Source organism: Sphingomonas sp., assembly GCF_025353885.1.
GTDB lineage: Bacteria > Pseudomonadota > Alphaproteobacteria > Sphingomonadales > Sphingomonadaceae > Sphingomonas_O.
Map to the genome: position 1 here is coordinate 1 of NZ_JANXNX010000113.1, position 16,492 is coordinate 16,492.

Annotated in this window: 10 protein-coding genes; 7 read left to right on the plus strand and 3 right to left on the minus strand. The window is 62.1% G+C overall.

Going from position 1 to position 16,492, the window contains the following annotated elements; genetic code table 11:
• The first annotated feature begins 167 nt into the window (after positions 1–167).
• Positions 168–4,877, plus strand: coding sequence for an NAD-glutamate dehydrogenase domain-containing protein (locus Q0R02_RS12550; protein WP_293883996.1), 4,710 nt, complete (start codon positions 168–170; stop codon positions 4,875–4,877).
• Here the strand turns inward: Q0R02_RS12550 and Q0R02_RS12555 are convergent.
• From Q0R02_RS12555 to Q0R02_RS12565, 3 genes are read right to left on the minus strand one after another with little or no spacing between them, the layout of a single operon-like run.
• Positions 4,874–6,049: an acyl-CoA dehydrogenase gene (locus tag Q0R02_RS12555; protein ID WP_293883998.1), complete on the minus strand. Its 1,176-nt coding sequence runs from the start codon at positions 6,047–6,049 to the stop codon at positions 4,874–4,876. The two genes, Q0R02_RS12550 and Q0R02_RS12555, sit on opposite strands and share 4 nt — an antisense overlap.
• Positions 6,050–6,109: 60 nt before the next feature.
• Positions 6,110–7,387: a glycoside hydrolase family 130 protein gene (locus Q0R02_RS12560; RefSeq protein ID WP_293884000.1), complete on the minus strand. Its 1,278-nt coding sequence runs from the start codon at positions 7,385–7,387 to the stop codon at positions 6,110–6,112.
• On the minus strand, positions 7,287–9,734 hold the full coding sequence (locus Q0R02_RS12565; protein WP_293884002.1) for a glycosyltransferase family 4 protein: 2,448 nt from the start codon (positions 9,732–9,734) through the stop codon (positions 7,287–7,289). Before Q0R02_RS12565 ends, Q0R02_RS12560 begins: the two co-directional genes overlap by 101 nt.
• Before the next feature lie 240 nt (positions 9,735–9,974).
• Here Q0R02_RS12565 and Q0R02_RS12570 point away from each other — a divergent pair, with 240 nt between their 5' ends.
• The 6 genes from Q0R02_RS12570 to Q0R02_RS12595 are packed head-to-tail and all read left to right on the plus strand — an operon-like array spanning position 9,975 to position 16,489.
• The gene (locus tag Q0R02_RS12570) at positions 9,975–11,282 is read left to right on the plus strand and encodes a 3-methyl-2-oxobutanoate dehydrogenase (2-methylpropanoyl-transferring) subunit alpha (protein WP_293884004.1); all 1,308 of its coding nucleotides are present in this window, start codon (positions 9,975–9,977) and stop codon (positions 11,280–11,282) included.
• Positions 11,283–11,290: 8 nt separating this feature from the next.
• Positions 11,291–12,295, plus strand: coding sequence for an alpha-ketoacid dehydrogenase subunit beta (locus Q0R02_RS12575; protein WP_293884100.1), 1,005 nt, complete (start codon positions 11,291–11,293; stop codon positions 12,293–12,295).
• Between the two features lie 2 nt (positions 12,296–12,297).
• Positions 12,298–13,587, plus strand: coding sequence for a dihydrolipoamide acetyltransferase family protein (locus Q0R02_RS12580; RefSeq protein WP_293884006.1), 1,290 nt, complete (start codon positions 12,298–12,300; stop codon positions 13,585–13,587).
• A 32-nt stretch (positions 13,588–13,619) separates the two neighbouring features.
• Positions 13,620–14,840, plus strand: a complete 1,221-nt coding sequence (locus Q0R02_RS12585) for a multidrug effflux MFS transporter (protein WP_293884008.1) — start codon at positions 13,620–13,622, stop codon at positions 14,838–14,840.
• Between the two features lie 10 nt (positions 14,841–14,850).
• The gene (locus Q0R02_RS12590; RefSeq protein ID WP_293884010.1) at positions 14,851–15,261 is read left to right on the plus strand and encodes an EVE domain-containing protein; all 411 of its coding nucleotides are present in this window, start codon (positions 14,851–14,853) and stop codon (positions 15,259–15,261) included.
• A gap of 49 nt (positions 15,262–15,310) precedes the next feature.
• Complete coding sequence (locus tag Q0R02_RS12595) at positions 15,311–16,489, plus strand: efflux RND transporter periplasmic adaptor subunit (protein ID WP_293884012.1); 1,179 nt, start codon at positions 15,311–15,313, stop codon at positions 16,487–16,489.
• The last annotated feature ends 3 nt before the right edge of the window (positions 16,490–16,492 follow it).

A 16,492-nucleotide genomic window follows, 5' to 3' on the forward strand; every position in this document is an offset into this window, starting at 1 on the left:
TTTCAGCAACGGGCGCCCGCGACCCGACAGCCGTATAGGCCCCGGCCTCCGCCGGGGTGACGACGGCGATTTTGCAAAGCAACGCCGCTTGAGGTTGTCATTTACCCGGCGCATACACGTCCGGGTTGCGGGACCATCGTCCCGATATGCAAATTCAGGCAGATTTTATGGCGACCGCGCGCGCGCAAGACACTGTGCAAGACAGCAAATCCTCCAAATCCCCTAAGTCGATCGACAAAAAGCTGGTCGACGCGATCGCCCGCGCATTGGTCGCGGGCGCGCTGCCCGGCGAAACCGATGGCTTTGAAAAGGGCGACCGGACGGCGGCGGCGACGCTGGCGCTTGCGGCGCTGGCCGAACGCGCGCCGGGCCGGGTTGCGATGGCATCCGAAACCGGCAATGACGCCAGCGGACGGCGGCTGATGCGCCTCGCGATCGTCAACGACGACATGCCATTCCTGGTCGATTCGATCGCGGCGACGGTGGCGGCGCACGACCTCGACATTTACCGCGTGCTCCATCCCGTACTGGAAGTGAAACGCGACGGCGCGGCGCTGGTTGGCCTGGGGGGAACTGGGGCGAGAGCAGGTTCTGGCAGCAATGCGCGCGAATCGCTCGTCTATCTGGACATCGAACGTGCCGATGCGCGCGGACGTCGCGATCTGCTGGCGGCGGTCGAAACCAATCTGGGCCATGTCCGCGCGGCGGTGCGCGACTGGTCGGCGATGAAGGACGCGATGGCGCGCGACATTGCCGCGCTTGAACACGATGGTGATATTCAGGAGGGCGCGGCGCTGCTGGCGTGGATGCTCGATCGCAACCTGACCCAGCTCGGCCATGTGCGCTTTGCCGCCGATGGGACGATGTCCGACGCGCTTGGCCTGGCATCGCTGATCGGTGATGCCGCGCTTGCTCCCCACTCGCGTCAAAAGGCCATCGACTGGCTGAAGACGCACGACGCGCCCTTGCTCGTCAAATCCAACTTTATCTCGACGGTGCATCGCCGCGCGCCGCTCGACCTCATCATCTTGCCGACCCTCGATGCGAAGGGTCGCGACGGGCTTTCGATCCACATGGGCCTGTGGACCAGTGCGGCCCTGTCCGCGGCACCCGACGAGATTCCCGTGCTGCGCCAGCGGCTTGCCGCGCTCGAGGCGAAATACGGGTTCGATCCCGCGGGCCATGCCGGAAAGGCGCTGACCCATGCGCTGACCGCGCTGCCGCACGACCTGTTGATCGGGATCGGGGCGGACTCGCTTGAAGAGGTCTCGCTGACCGCCATGTCGCTGGCCGACCGTCCGCGCCCCCGGCTGTTGCTCGCACGCGACGCGCTCGACCGCCAGATGTTCGCCTTCGTTTGGCTGCCGCGCGATGAATTGTCGACCGCGCGCCGGGTCGCCATCGGCGATATGCTGGCAGAGGCATGTGGCGGCACGATGCTGAACTGGTCGATCGACCTCGGCGACAGCGGCGTCGCGCTGATCCGCTACACATTCGACCGTCGCGGGTCGCAACTGCGTGCCAATGGCCAGGCGCTCGACCGCCAGCTTGAAACGATGGTGCGCGGCTGGGGACCGTCGGTAGAGGCGAGCCTTGGCGAACGCGGCGATGCCGGTCGGGCGGCGCGGCTTGCCATTCGCTATGCCGGGGCGTTTCCCTTGCCGTATCGGCTCGGTGCCGGGCCGGCAGAGGCGGCGCTCGACATCGAACGGCTGCACGCACTGGCCGACGCGGACCAGCGCGGCGTCCGCATTTACCGTAACGCGGGGGACGCGCCCGACCGGCTGCGGCTGAAACTCTACAGCCTGACGCCGGTCATGCTGTCCGATGCCGTGCCCGCGCTGGAAAATTTCGGGTTTCGCGTGGTGGAAGAGGTTTCGACCGCGCTGGCCGACGACCTGGGCCATATGCACCGCTTTGTCCTCGACCTGGCTGCAGACGTCGCCGCCGATGTCCTGACGCGCGCCGCCATCGTCGAGGTTACCGTTGCGTCGGTGCTGGAGGGGGCGGCGGAGGACGACCGTTTCAACGAGTTGCTGATCGCGGTAGCGCTCGCGCCGAAATCGGTGATCCTGTTCCGCGCGCTGTTCCGCTACCTGCGCCAGACCGGGCTGACCTATGGCCTGTCCACCGTCGCCGATGCGCTGCTTCATGAACCCGATATCGCGCGCGCCATCGTCGACCTGTTCGACGCGCGCCACGATCCCGCGTCGGGCGGCAAAAAGGCTGCGGCTGCCGCAGACGCTGCCGATGCGGTGATCGAGGCTAAGCTGGCGCAGGTCGCCGCCATCGACGAGGATCGCATCCTGCGGCTGTTCCGTGCGGTTGTCATGGCGACGCTGCGAACCAATTTCTTTGCGCCTGCCGCCGCCGAGGCGATTGCCTTCAAGTTCGACAGCGCGCTGGTCCCGGGGTTGCCGGCGCCGGTGCCATGGCGTGAAATCTTTGTCTATTCGCCGCGGGTCGAGGGCATTCACCTGCGCGCCGGGCCGGTCGCGCGCGGCGGCCTGCGCTGGTCCGACCGGCGCGACGATTTCCGCACCGAAATCCTCGGTCTGATGAAGGCGCAGCGCGTCAAGAACGCGGTGATCGTGCCTACGGGTGCGAAGGGCGGCTTTTTCCCGAAGGCGCTGCCCGACCCCTCGACCAATCGCGAACTCTGGATGGCCGAGGGGACCGAAACCTACCGGATTTTCATCCGCACCTTGCTCTCGATCACCGATAACATCGTCGAAAACGTCGTGATTCACCCTGAATCGGTCGTGATATTGGACGGCGAAGACCCTTATTTCGTGGTCGCAGCGGACAAGGGCACCGCCAGTTTCTCCGATGTGGCCAACGCCATCGCCCTCGAACGCAACTTCTGGCTGGGCGATGCCTTCGCCAGCGGAGGCTCGGTCGGCTATGATCACAAGGCAATGGCGATCACCGCGAAGGGGGCGTGGATTTCGGTCCAGCGCCACTTCGCCGAACTGGGCGTCGACGTGCAATCCGAACCCGTTCGCGTGGTCGGCTGCGGCGATATGTCGGGCGATGTCTTTGGAAACGGGATGCTTTTGTCGCACTCGTTAAAAATCGTCGCGGCGTTCGACCACCGCCATATCTTTCTCGATCCCGACCCCGGCCCCGCCGTCAGTTGGAAAGAACGCGCCCGGATGTTCGCGTTGCCGCGCTCGTCATGGGCCGACTATGATGCAAAGCTGATCTCGAAGGGGGGCGGCGTTTTCGCGCGTTCGCTGAAATCAATCAGGATTAGCGAACAAATGCAGAAAGTGCTGGGCGTGACGACTGCGTCGTTCGACCCCGCCGCGCTGATCGTCGCGATCCTGAAAAGCCCGGTCGACCTGATCTGGTTCGGCGGCATCGGCACCTACCTGAAGGCGGCCAGTGAACCCAACAGCACGGTGGGCGATCCTGCCAATGATTCCAATAGGATAAACGCCGAAGACGTCCGCGCGCGGGTAGTCGGGGAGGGGGCAAATCTGGGCGTGACCCAGGCCGCGCGCATCGCATTTTCGCTGAACGGCGGGCGCATCAATACCGATTTCATCGACAATTCGGCGGGCGTCGACTGCTCGGATCATGAGGTGAACATAAAGATCGCGCTCAACGGAGAGGTCGCAAGTGGAGACCTTACCATGCCGCGGCGCAACGCCCTGCTGGTCAAGATGACCGACCAGGTGGCGGGGTTGGTGTTGGAAGATAACCGTTTGCAAACATTGGCACTTTCCATCGCCGAACGCGGCGGGGCAGCGGCGATTCCCTCGCTGATCCGGCTGGTCGAAACCTTCGAATCTTCCGGCCGCCTCGACCGCGCGGTCGAGGGATTGCCTGTCAACGAGATACTCAACCGCCGCGCCCAGGACGGCCACGGCCTCACCCGCCCCGAACTCGCGGTGTTGCTGGCAACCGCGAAACTGGCGTTGCAGGCTGCCATCGAAAACAGCGATGTCGCACTTGATCCCGCGATGATCCCCGAACTGCTCTCGGCCTTCCCGGTCCAGATGCGTAAAGGCGCGCATGCCGTCGCGATCGAACATCATCGCCTGCGCGGTGAAATCGTCGCGACCAAGATCGCCAACCGCCTGATCAATCGCCTCGGCCTGACGCATCCGTTCGAGCTGGCGGAAGAAGAGGGCGCGGCGCTGGGCGACATTGCCGCCGCGTTCGTCGTGGTCGAGCAATTGTACAAGCTGGGTGACCTGTGGTCCGCAATCGATGCCGCCGACACCACCGAAAGCGCGCGCCTGATGCTGTTCGAACAGGTTGCGGTGGAGGTCCGCGCGCAGATGGCCGACCTGTTGCGCAATGCCATCGTCGGTCGCTCAATCGGTGAGGCCGTTACCGCGCTGACCCCGGGTATCGCGCTGCTGGACAAAGGCACCGGCGACCTGATCCGCGACGAACTTCGCACCCAGTCACGCGATTTCGAACGGCGACTAACCGAGGCTGGTGCGCCAAAGAAACTGGTCGATCGCGTCGTCCACCTGGCCGAACTGGATGGGGCGATCGGCCTCGCGTCGCTTGCCAGCCGGGCAGGTGTCGAGACGGTCGCGCTGACGCAGGCCTTCACGCAATTGGGTGCGGCGCTCGGTCTCGACTGGGCGCAGGGGACCGCTATGCGCCTGCAACCGATCGACCCGTGGGAGCGGCTGCTGATCGCGGGGCTCGCGCGTGACTTCCAGCAGATGCGGCTCGAGTTCCTCGCACGCGACACCGGCAATCCGCAGCAGCGGGTCACCGACTGGCTCGCCACCCAGGCTAACCGCGTCCAGCAGTTCAGCCACCTGATCGACCGTGCCCGCATTGTCGCTGCCCCTTCGGCCGCGATGCTTGCCCAGATTGCTGGCCAGGCACGGGTTCTGCTCGGCCGCTAGGAGAAAGCCTGTATTCCGGTGATCGCGCGGCCGAGGATCAGCGCGTGGATGTCATGCGTCCCCTCATAGGTGTTCACCGTTTCCAGGTTTATCATGTGGCGGATCACGTGATATTCGTCGGCGATCCCGTTGCCGCCGTGCATGTCGCGAGCCACGCGCGCAATCGCTAGCGCCTTGCCGCAATTGTTGCGCTTGATCAGGCTGACCTGTTCGGGCGACCAGGTTTCCGCGTCGATGTTGCGACCGACGGCAAGCGCCGCCTGTAGCCCCAGCGCGATCTCTGTCGCTATGTCGGCAAGCTTCAACTGGACAAGCTGGTTGGCGGCTAGAGGCCGACCGAACTGATGCCGGTCCAGCGTATATTGTCGGGCGCGTGCAAAACAATCCTCCGCCGCACCCATCGACCCCCATGCAATACCATAGCGCGCCTTGTTCAGGCAGCCGAACGGCCCGGCCAGACCGCGTACATTGGGCAGGATATTGGCCTCAGGAATGAACACGTCTTCAAGCACGATCTCACCGGTGACCGAAGCCCGCAGGCTCAATTTGCCCTCGATCTTGGGTGTCGAGAAACCGTCCATCCCGCGCTGGACGATGAAGCCGCGAATAACACCGTCCAGCTTTCCCCAAACGATCGCGACGTCGGCAATCGGTGAATTGGTGATCCACATTTTCGCGCCGGTCAGTCGGTAGCCACCATCGGCCACAACCGCACGGGTCTTCATGCCTGCCGGGTCGGAGCCAGCGTCGGGTTCGGTCAGTCCGAAACAGCCAACCAGGTCACCGCTGGCGAGGCCGGGCAGGAACCGTTCGCGCTGCTCGGGCGACCCATAGGCATGAATGGGGTGCATCACGAGGCTCGACTGGACGCTCATCGCCGAGCGATACCCCGAATCGACGCGCTCGACCGCGCGCGCGATCAGGCCATAGGCGACGTGGCTGACCCCGGCACAGCCGTAGCCATCGATGGTCGCACCGAGAAAGCCGAGTGCGCCCAGTTCGCGCATGATCTCCCGATCAAAGCGTTCCTCACGGTTCGCCATCAGGATGCGCGTCTGCAGCTTTTCCTGCGCATATTGTTCCGCCGTGTCGCGGATCATACGCTCATCATCGGTAAGTTGTGCGTCGAGCAGGAACGGGTCGTCCCAGCGAAAGGGTGTGAAATTAGCCATTTCAGGCGTTTAGCAAAGTCCAACGCGTCTCGCTAGGGAGCAGAGCCACGATGCGAGAGGCTAGGACATCGAGGAGAGCAGCCCCTTGATCGGCACAAACGCGAAGGCCACCGACGAATCGGCAACACCATAAGGCATGAACAGGTCGGCCCCGGCACGAATCGCGCCGCAGGTGTAGACCACGTTGGGGACATAGCCCTCGCGGTCCTCGTCGTTGGCAGACAGGATGGGCTGGACCGAACGTCCCAGAACCTTCGATGGATCGTCCTTGTCCAGCAGGACCGCGCCGATCGAATATTTGCGCATCGCGCCGACGCCGTGGGTTAGCAGCAGCCAGCCTTCGTCGATTTCGACCGGAGGGCCGCAATTGCCGATCTGGACCAGTTCCCAGGGATAACGCGGCTGAAGCAGCATTTCGCCCTCGTCCCAATGGCCGAGCGTCTCCGATTTCAGCAGGAACAGGTTTTGCCCATCCTGACGCCCGATCATCATGTATTGGCCGCTCACCTTGCGCGGGAAGAGCGCCATGCCCTTGTTGCGCGCGGCCACCCCTTCGATGGGAACCAGGTCGAAACTCTGGAAATCACTGGTCCGCAACATCTCGGACTGGATCTGGGTGCCCGAATAGGCGGTATAGGTCCCGATCCATTCCTCGCTGCCATCATCGTTGCAGAAATGCGTGATGCGCAGGTCCTCGAGCCCGTTGCGCTGTGCGGCCGTAATCGGAAAAAGCACGGTGCCGGACAGCGAACTATCGGGATGGCGCTGGATCGTCACGGTGCCCTTTTCGCGGTCCGCGCCGACTTGAGACGAATTGGCGGCGGTGGCGAACGGCGGTTCGGGCATTAGCATGATTTCGCGCCCGGCAATGATGCCCTCACGAAACGCGATCGATGAGATATGCCCCTCTCCGACCGCGCGCAGCGACATCACGACGCGGACCGAACCCTTTGCCAGGCCCGACTGATCAGGATGGCGGGTCACACTGGGGTTCATCAGCGCGGCGGCGGCGTAGCTGTATTCGTGGCAGAAATAGGCGCCGATCAGGATTTTCTTTTCCTCACGAATACGACGCCCGTCGAGACCCAATTGTGCCTCGACCTCGTCATAGCGTTGCAGGAAAACCTTGCGGGTCTGCCAGTGGCGCGCCTCAAAATCGCGAAACACCAGCGCCAGTTCGGTGCGCGCCGTTCGCATGTCCATCGCCCTGACCTCATCGACCAGGCGCTGGGCACGGCTAGACGGCTCTTGGCTGTTCCAGGCGAGATGGAATGGACGGACCACGACGCGCGAGGGGTCGGCGTGGAGCTTGAGCGGAGATTGGTGAAGCGATAACATCCAGCGCCTGATGCCTCATTATAGAGAACTCGCCTAGGGTTCGCGTTTCGCTATCGAAACTTTCTGCGAGCAACTGGTTGATCGCATAAGTCGCTATGTGAAACGACAAAACCGACTCCGCCCCCTGATTGCGGTTGATGCCGGTTGGCATCAGTCCATCGCAGCACTCACCCGTTGCCGAATCGGCGATTGCGAGGCCGAGATCGTTTTCACCGAGAAACCAGCGATACGCTTTGATCGCGATGGTCTTCCAATGGTCATCATGGGTCGCCGCGAACGCAGCCTCGCAGGCATCGACCATCGCCCATGCCTCGAGCGGTTGCTGGTCGTAACGGAGCGGCGGGGCGAAGGGGCGGCCGAAACTGTCCGAACCAACGGCGCGAAAATGCCCCTCCGTGGCAGTCTGGCGATCCGAAATCCAGGTCAGCGTTTCCAGACCGCGAACCACGAAATCATTGCGGTCGAGCGCCAGCCCCGCCCGGAGCAGCGCCTCGGGCAGGCGAGCGTTGTCATAAGCAAGCACGGTTTCAAACCAGCACCAGTCGGCGCGCCGTGATCCTTCGAGCTGGGCAATCAGGTCTTCGCCGAATTCGGTCAGGAGAGCCGTCAGCTGGGCATCGCCCGACCGGATCGTCAGCATCGCCGAAGCCGCCAGCATCAGGAAGGCGCGTGTGCGAAGCGACGTGCGCTCGGCAGTTGCCGGCAATGTGGTGTCGAACAGGCCACGTGCCCACTGCCGGATTGCGGGATCTGAGGCTTCGGTGGCGGCAATCGCGAGCGACCACACGGTCCGCGCGCGACTGTCGCACGAGCCGGTGTCTTCAAGCCAAGTCCGGTCGAATCCCATGAAATTGCGGAATGCCTGGGTGTCAGGGTTCCATGCATGCTGAACGAACGCGGCATAGGTGCCAGTCCAACGGGCACGATCGGGTGCCGAAAACCCCGTGTTCCGGCACATCAGGATCAGGGCGCGGGCGTTGTCGTCCACACAATAGCCATGCGCGCGATCGGGGATCGAGAAGACGCTATGCTGCAACATGCCCGTCGCGTCGCTCATCCGTTCGATGGCAGTCAGCGGCAGACGTGCGGGGATCGGGCGCGACCGCGACGGCAGCGGGCGAGGAGTCCGGAGCGCGGGCATCCTGCTAAACTGCGCCAGCGAAACCTCGGCAAAACGCGGCCAGATCATCGTCCGGCCCAAAGCGTAGGTCCGTTCACGCAGCGCCTCCAGCGTGTTCCGGTCGGAAAGCAGGTCGACGATCGCCTTCGCAAAACCGGCACTGTCGCCAAACCCGACGAGGCGTCCATGATCATCGGCCAGCAATTCGCGCGCGTGGACATAGGGTGTGGAAACCACCGGTTTGCCGAGGCCAACGGCATAGGCAAGCGTTCCCGACGTAATCTGCGCGGGATTCAGATAGGGCGTTGCATAAATATCGGCGGCCTCAAGATAGTCGAGTACTTCCGACGTCTCGACGAATGAATCCACCCAGCGGATGTTTGCGCCGACACCGAGCAGTTCGGCTTGTGCCTTCAACTGGTCGCGATAGGACTCACCATCATTGGCGATCGTATGTGGGTGGGTTGCGCCGAGCACGACATACAAAGTCTTTGGAAACTTTGCGACGATGGCGGGCATCGCCTCAATCATCGTCTCAATGCCCTTGCCCTTTGACAGCAGGCCAAACGTCAGGACCACATCGTGACCGGTCAGGCCAAGGCGCTCCTTCATCGGCGCGGTGGGACCGAAGGCACGGTCGGGGATGCCGTGCGGGATGACCGATACGCGCACCGGGTCGGCACCGTAAGTGTCGATCAGGATGCGACGGCCTTCTTCGGCCATGACGATCAACGACTGGCAGCGTTCCACCAGTGCATCCATGACCCGGCGCTGGTCGGCGTCCGGTTCGCTGAGAATGGTATGGAGCGTGACCGCGATCGGGCAGGTCATCCGGTCTAGCAGCGGTAACAGATAATCGCCCGCCGACCCGCCAAAGATACCGAATTCGTGCTGGATCCATAAAAGATCGGCATCGCTTCCCTCGATCTCGCGTGCGGCAGCGCGGTATGATTCGGGATCATTGGCGTTGATGGAGCCACGCACAGCTTCGGGATAAGCATACCGGTTGTCGCCGTCGTTCATCGCCCAGACGTCAACAGCGATATCCGGAAAACGCGATTCAAAGGCATGGTAGATGTCGGTCGTGAATGTGGCGATCCCGCAGCGTCGCGGAAGGAAGTTACCCAGCAAGGCAATCCGTTCGATCAAAGCTGGCGCCGCGTCGGTCCCGGTCGCAGCCTGAGGCGCACCGCGCACGTCATCGTGACTTTGAAACGAGAAATCCATCTACGCGATCCTTGCTGGTGTCGTTCCAGAACGCCCGACTGTCTTAAAAGTTCACTAACCCGCATATTGTGCATCGCAACAAGATGCTGCGTTGCACAAGAGAATGGTGCGTGGTTTGCCAGAAGTCAAATCGCCAGAAAGTGCATCGAGACCAGAGATTGCATTAGTGCGGCCCGTTGAAATATTATAACAACGATCAGGGCGTCAGCATGGGCGCGAATCAGCAGAGGAAGTTCCTAAATGACCAGCGAAACGGAGCGCCGCAATCTGCCGCCGCTATCGCTGCACATCCCCGAGCCTAATTATCGCCCGGGCGATACTGCTGATTTTTCGAACATTGAAATTCCGGCTGCCGGAATAACCCCGCGTCCGGATAGCGCGGCTCCTGCGGGCACAATGCGCGAGATGGTCTACGGACTCGTACGTGTGCTTGATGACGATGGGGTGGCAGTTGGACCGTGGGACCCACGCCTGAAGCCGGAGCGCCTGCGGGCCATGCTGCGCGCATTGGCGCTGACCCGGGCGTTCGATGAGCGGATGTTTCGTGCGCAGCGTCAGGGCAAGACAAGCTTTTATATGAAGTCGACCGGAGAAGAGGCCGTTGCGGTGGCGGCGACGTTCGCGCTCGATCGGGAGGACATGTGCTTTCCGTCGTACCGGCAGCAGGGGATATTGATCGCCCGCGACTGGTCGCTGGTCGATATGATGAACCAGATTTATTCAAACAAGGCCGACCGGTTAAAGGGTCGTCAGATGCCGATCATGTATTCGACGCGGGAGGGGGCGTTCTTTTCGATCTCCGGCAACCTTGCAACGCAATATCCGCAGGCGGTCGGCTGGGCGATGGCGAGCGCGGCCAAGGGCGACACCAAGATTGCAGCAACCTGGTGCGGAGAGGGGTCGACGGCAGAGGGCGATTTCCACTCGGCCTGTATGTTCGCGACCGTCTATCGCGCGCCAGTGGTTCTCAACGTGGTGAACAACCAATGGGCGATTTCGTCGTTTGCCGGTTTCGCGGGCGGCGATGAGACGACCTTTGCCGCGCGTGCCGTGGGCTATGGCATGGCCGGGTTGCGGGTCGACGGGAACGATCCGCTTGCCGTCTATGCCGCAACGGCTTGGGCCGCCGAACGTGCGCGAACCAATCATGGACCAACGCTCATTGAGCATTTCACGTTTCGGGCAGAGGGTCACTCGACCTCCGATGATCCGTCGCAATATCGCTCCGCCGATGAAGGCGCGCACTGGCCCCTGGGCGATCCGATCGCGCGGTTGAAACTGCACCTGATCGGTCTGGGCGAGTGGTCGGAGGAGCAGCACAGCGCACAGGACCTTGAACTGGCCGAACTGGTGAAAGCTTCGGCTAAGGAAGCCGAAAAAAACGGTGTGCTGGGGCACGGGATGCATCAGCCTTTCGAGACGATGTTTGAGGATGTGTTCGAAGAAATGCCGTGGCACCTAAAGGAACAGTCGGCTCAGATGGCGGCTGAACGCACTCGCAAATGGCCTGACAAACAATCTCGGCCAGAGTCGGGGACATCGGTCTGATGGCGCGCATGAATATGATCGAGGCGATCAACTCGGCGATGGACGTTGCGCTGGCGCGTGATGCCAACGTGACGGTGCTGGGCGAGGATGTCGGTTTCTTTGGCGGCGTGTTCCGCGCGACGGCCGGCCTGCAGGCCAAGCATGGCAAAACCCGCGTCTTCGACACGCCGATCACCGAGTGCGGCATTATTGGTGTCGCGGTCGGGATGGCGGCTTACGGCCTGCGCCCGATCCCCGAGATCCAGTTTGCCGACTATATCTACCCTGCGCTCGATCAGCTGGTGAGCGAGGCGGCGCGGCTGCGCTATCGCTCAGCGGGGGAGTTCCCGATGCCGATCACGGTGCGCTCCCCGTTCGGTGGCGGTATCTTCGGCGGGCAGACTCACAGCCAGTCGCCCGAGGCTATTTTTACCCACGTCTCGGGGCTGAAGACGGTGGTGCCGTCCACGCCCTATGACGCAAAGGGTCTGTTGCTCGCTAGTATCGAGGACAATGATCCGACGATCTTTTTCGAACCGAAACGCATCTACAACGGGCCATTCGACGGTCATTACGACCGCCCGGTTTCGCCCTGGGCCAAGCATGAGGGGTCCGAAGTTCCGGAGGGTTATTACACTATCCCGCTGGGTAAGGCGGCCATCGTACGCGAAGGGGCCGATGTCACTATCCTGACCTATGGCACCATGGTCCACGTCGCGCGCGCGGCGGTCGAGGAACTGGGTGTCGATGCCGAAGTGATCGACCTGCGTACACTGGTGCCGCTCGATATCGAAACGATCGAGGCGAGCGTTAAAAAGACCGGGCGTTGCCTGATCGTGCATGAGGCGACGCGGACTTCGGGCTTTGGTGCCGAGCTGGCAGCGATGGTGCAGGAACGGTGCTTCTACCATCTGGAAGCCCCGGTCGAGCGCGTCACCGGGTTCGACACCCCCTATCCGCACAGCCTGGAATGGGCATATTTCCCGGGGCCGATCCGAATCGGCATGGCGCTCGAAAAAGTTATGAAGGACTAGATATGGCGCGCTTTATTTTCCGCCTGCCCGACATTGGCGAGGGCATTGCCGAGGCCGAGATCGTCGCATGGCACGTCAAGGTCGGTGACCGTGTCGAAGAAGACGCGGGCCTGGCCGACATGATGACTGACAAGGCCACGGTCGAGATGGAATCTCCGGTATCGGGCGTGGTCGTCGAGATCGCGGGCGAAGTCGGTGACATGATCGCGATCGGCTCGGCCCTTGCAGTGATTGAGGTCGATGATGAGGGAGCCGGGGACGACGGAGCCAGTGACCTTGGTGCGCAAGCGCCGGTTGAAGAGCAGACCGACGCTGAAAATCCCGATGCCGCGACCGCCGACCGCTTGGATGCTGCTTCCGAACCCGTTGCCCCGGCACCGCGTCCGGCAGCGGCGGCCCCGATCGAGGTCCAGCAGACGTCACGTCCTGGTGAACACGAGTCCGTGTTGGCCTCTCCGGCAGTCCGCGCGCGGGCCAAGGACCTTGCGGTTGACCTGCGCCAGATCAAGGCGCGCGAAGGCGGCCGGGTTCGCCACAGCGATCTGGACGCTTACCTCAGCTACACGCAGGGCTATCGTGCAGGCGCAGCAGCGGTGCGTGCCGACAAGCCGATCAAGGTCATCGGTATGCGCCGCCGCATCGCCGAGAACATGGCGGCGTCCAAGCGCAACATTCCGCACTTCACCTACGTCGACGAATTCGACGTTACCGCACTGGAGGCAATGCGGAGCGACCTGAATGCCAATCGCGGTACGCGACCCAAGCTGACCATGCTGCCTTTGCTGATCGTTGCCATTTGCAAGGCCATCCCCGATTTCCCAATGATCAATGCGCGCTACGATGACGAGGCGGGCGTGGTGACGCGGTATGGGGCGGTGGATCTTGGAATGGCGACCCAGACCGATGCTGGACTGATGGTTCCAGTGATCCGGGGCGCGCAGAGCTTGAACGTCTGGCAATTGGCGGGCGAGATCGTCCGACTGGCGGAGGCAGCCCGTTCGGGAAAGGCCCGATCCGAAGAGCTGTCGGGATCGACATTAACGGTGACATCGCTCGGCCCACTTGGCGGGATAGCGACAACGCCCGTCATCAATCGCCCCGAGGTTGCGATCATCGGTCCAAACAAGATCGTCGAGCGCCCTGTCATCCGCGACGGGGAAATCGCAATTGCAAAATTGATGAATCTGTCGATCAGCTGCGATCACCGGGTTGTCGACGGTTGGGACGCCGCCAATTTCGTGCAGGCCCTCAGGAAATACGTCGAAACACCGGTTTTGCTGTTCGCGGACTAGTGTTTTTGCGCGTTGCAGCATAAAGATTGTTAATGTCTGCTCCTGTCAGGGCGCCCGGGCGCGTCGAGTTCATTACGTTGGTCGCCGGGATCATGATGGTCGTGGCGTTCGCTATTGATTCCATGCTGCCCGCCCTCCCGGCGATTGCCCATACGCTGGGCGTGACGATCCCCAACCATCAGCAGTTCGTAATTACCGCGTTCATGATCGGTTTTGGCATATCGCAGTTTTTCGTGGGGACGCTGTCGGACCTATATGGCCGTCGCGGCCTAATGCTCGGCTCGCTGATCGGCTATTCGATCTTCAGCCTTGCGGCCGCGATTGCGCCGACGTTCGAACTGCTGCTCTTGGCCAGATTTGCCCAGGGGACAGCCGCGGCCGGTGCGCGCGTGCTTGTCGTTTCCGTCGTCCGCGACCAGTTTGAGGGCAGGGCAATGGCGCAGGTGATGAGCCTGGCATCTGTCGTGTTCATGGCCGCGCCCATCCTGGCCCCGACCATGGGTGCACTCATCATCTCCATCGCACCTTGGCGCTGGATATTTATCGTACTGGCGGTCGTTGGCGTGATCCTGTGGACCTGGGTTTTTCTCCGCCTCCCCGAAACGCAGGACGTACAGAATCGTAAGGCGATTTCTCGCGCCCAAGTCTTCGAGAGTTTTGGCACCGTCCTTTCGGATCGCCAGTCGATTGGATACACGATTGCCATGACATTCATGACCGGCGCGGTTTTTGGTTTCCTGAATTCGGTCCAGCAGATATTCGACCAGGTTTTCAGGCATCCGCAATTTCTGGCGGGCGGCTTCGCCGTTATGGCCAGCACTATGGCGGTTGCTTCACTGGTGAACTCGCGGATTGTCATGCGCTGGGGAATGCGGCCGATCGGGCATTATGCGCTGGTCGGGTTTACCTTGGTCGCGGGCATGCATGGATTGGTGGCGCTCTCGGGCCATGAGACGCTGGTCGGTTTCATCGTTATGCAGGCGACCATGATGGGGTGTTTCGCACTGGTGGTGGGTAACTTCGGGGCTCTGGCGATGGAACATGTTGGCGAAGTTGCTGGTACGGCCAGTTCGGTACAGGGCTCATTCTCGACGATATTGGGGGCGGCTGGCGGCGGTTTGGTCGGTCAGTTCTTCAATGGCTCGACCGTTCCGCTCTATCTTGCCTCGACATTGTTCGGGGCGGCAGCGTTGGCCGCCGTCTATATCGCCGAACGGGGCAAGTTGTTCACGTCGCACGTCGTCGCGGCGTAAGGGACAGGTCATGGCATATTGGTTGATCAAGTCCGAACCGCATAAATACTCCTGGCAGGATTTGATGCGCGATGGCCGGACGGTCTGGGACGGCGTCCGTAATCATACTGCAGCGATCAACCTGCGCACGATGAAAGTCGGCGACCAGGCGCTGTTTTATCACAGTAATGAGGGCAAAGAGGCGGTAGGGATCGTCGGGATCGTCCGAGAACATTATCTCGATCCAAGCGATGAAGCCAAACGGTTCCCTGCGGTCGACGTTACACCGGTGAAGACGCTGGCGAACCCGGTCACTTTGGCAGCGATCAAAGCCGACCCATTTTTTGTCGAGTTCGATCTGGTTCGCCAATCCCGGCTTTCGGTGGCATCAGTCGGTCAGGCTCATTGGGACAGGATGATGAAGATGGCCGATGATGTTTGATCGGGACAATCCGATTGAAATCGATGCTGCATCACGGCAAAGGTCGTCGATGCGTTTCCTTCTTCTTGCAAATGTCCTCATGCTCGCGGCGTGCTCAAAGGCTGCTCCGCCGCCGCCGCAAACCCCGCAGGTATCGGTCGTTGCGCCCCTGCAACGGGACGTGGTCGACTGGGACGATTATGTCGGTCGCTTCGAAGCCGTCCAGGATGTCGAGGTTCGCCCGCGAATTTCGGGGAACGTCCAGAGCGTATTGTTCAGGGAAGGGGTCGAGGTTCACAAGGGCCAGGCGCTGTTCGTGATTGACCCGCGCCCGTATCAGGCAGCGCTCCAGCAGGCCCGTGCCGATCTAGCCAAGGCGCAAGCGCTGGTTACCAACAACCGCTCCGAGCTCGCGCGTGCCCAGAAATTGATCGATGCCCAAGCCATCAGCCGCGAGGAGTTTGAGACCAAGCAGGCCAATCTTCGTAGCGGTTCGGCCGACGTCGCGGCCGCGCGTGCGAATGTCGATTCGAAGGCGCTCGATGTTTCGTTCACGATCGTGCGTTCGCCGATCGATGGCCGCATTTCCGACAAGAAAGTATCCACCGGCACCTATGTTGCGGGTGGCACGACTGTCCTGACTCGGATTGTATCGGTTAGCCCGATCCGCTTCGCCTTTGACGGGGCGGAAAGCTTTTATCTAAAGTATATCCGGCAGGCGCGCGAGGGCGAGCGCAAGTCTTCGCGCTACGCTCCCAATCCCGTCGATATCCAGCTTGCCGATGAAAAAGGGTATCGCTGGCACGGCCGGATGCAGTTTGTCGATAATGCCATCGACCCGCAGTCCGGCACCATTCGGGCCCATGCGCTCGTGACAAACCCGGATGGTTTCCTAGTGCCCGGGATGTTCGGGCGCGCACGCCTGCTCGGTTCGGGCAGTTATCACGCGATGCTGGTTCCCGACGAGGCTATCGTGACCGACCAGACCCGCAGGTTTGTTTATGTCATCGGGCGTGACGGCAAGACGGTGCAGCGCCCTGTCGAAACCGGGCCGTTGGTCGAGGGGTTGCGGGTCATTCGCGAAGGCATCGCGCCGACCGATAAGGTAGTGATCGATGGACTGGCACAGTTGCGACCAGGCGTCGCCGTGAAGGCCAACACCGTCAAACTGAAGCCGCGCGCCACCGACGACGCGCCGACGTCGACGCCCCTCAGCACGCCGCCGGCGTCCGAAGCGACGGCGCGTTAAAGC

What these genes read in the sequence shown, in the direction of transcription:
- Q0R02_RS12550 (WP_293883996.1), top strand. Translation starts at nt 168, where the DNA reads ATGGCGACCGCGCGCGCGCAAGACACTGTGCAAGACAGCAAATCCTCC.
- Q0R02_RS12555 (WP_293883998.1), bottom strand. Translation starts at nt 6,049, where the DNA reads ATGGCTAATTTCACACCCTTTCGCTGGGACGACCCGTTCCTGCTCGAC.
- Q0R02_RS12560 (WP_293884000.1), bottom strand. Translation starts at nt 7,387, where the DNA reads ATGTTATCGCTTCACCAATCTCCGCTCAAGCTCCACGCCGACCCCTCG.
- Q0R02_RS12565 (WP_293884002.1), bottom strand. Translation starts at nt 9,734, where the DNA reads ATGGATTTCTCGTTTCAAAGTCACGATGACGTGCGCGGTGCGCCTCAG.
- Q0R02_RS12570 (WP_293884004.1), top strand. Translation starts at nt 9,975, where the DNA reads ATGACCAGCGAAACGGAGCGCCGCAATCTGCCGCCGCTATCGCTGCAC.
- Q0R02_RS12575 (WP_293884100.1), top strand. Translation starts at nt 11,291, where the DNA reads ATGAATATGATCGAGGCGATCAACTCGGCGATGGACGTTGCGCTGGCG.
- Q0R02_RS12580 (WP_293884006.1), top strand. Translation starts at nt 12,298, where the DNA reads ATGGCGCGCTTTATTTTCCGCCTGCCCGACATTGGCGAGGGCATTGCC.
- Q0R02_RS12585 (WP_293884008.1), top strand. Translation starts at nt 13,620, where the DNA reads ATGTCTGCTCCTGTCAGGGCGCCCGGGCGCGTCGAGTTCATTACGTTG.
- Q0R02_RS12590 (WP_293884010.1), top strand. Translation starts at nt 14,851, where the DNA reads ATGGCATATTGGTTGATCAAGTCCGAACCGCATAAATACTCCTGGCAG.
- Q0R02_RS12595 (WP_293884012.1), top strand. Translation starts at nt 15,311, where the DNA reads ATGCGTTTCCTTCTTCTTGCAAATGTCCTCATGCTCGCGGCGTGCTCA.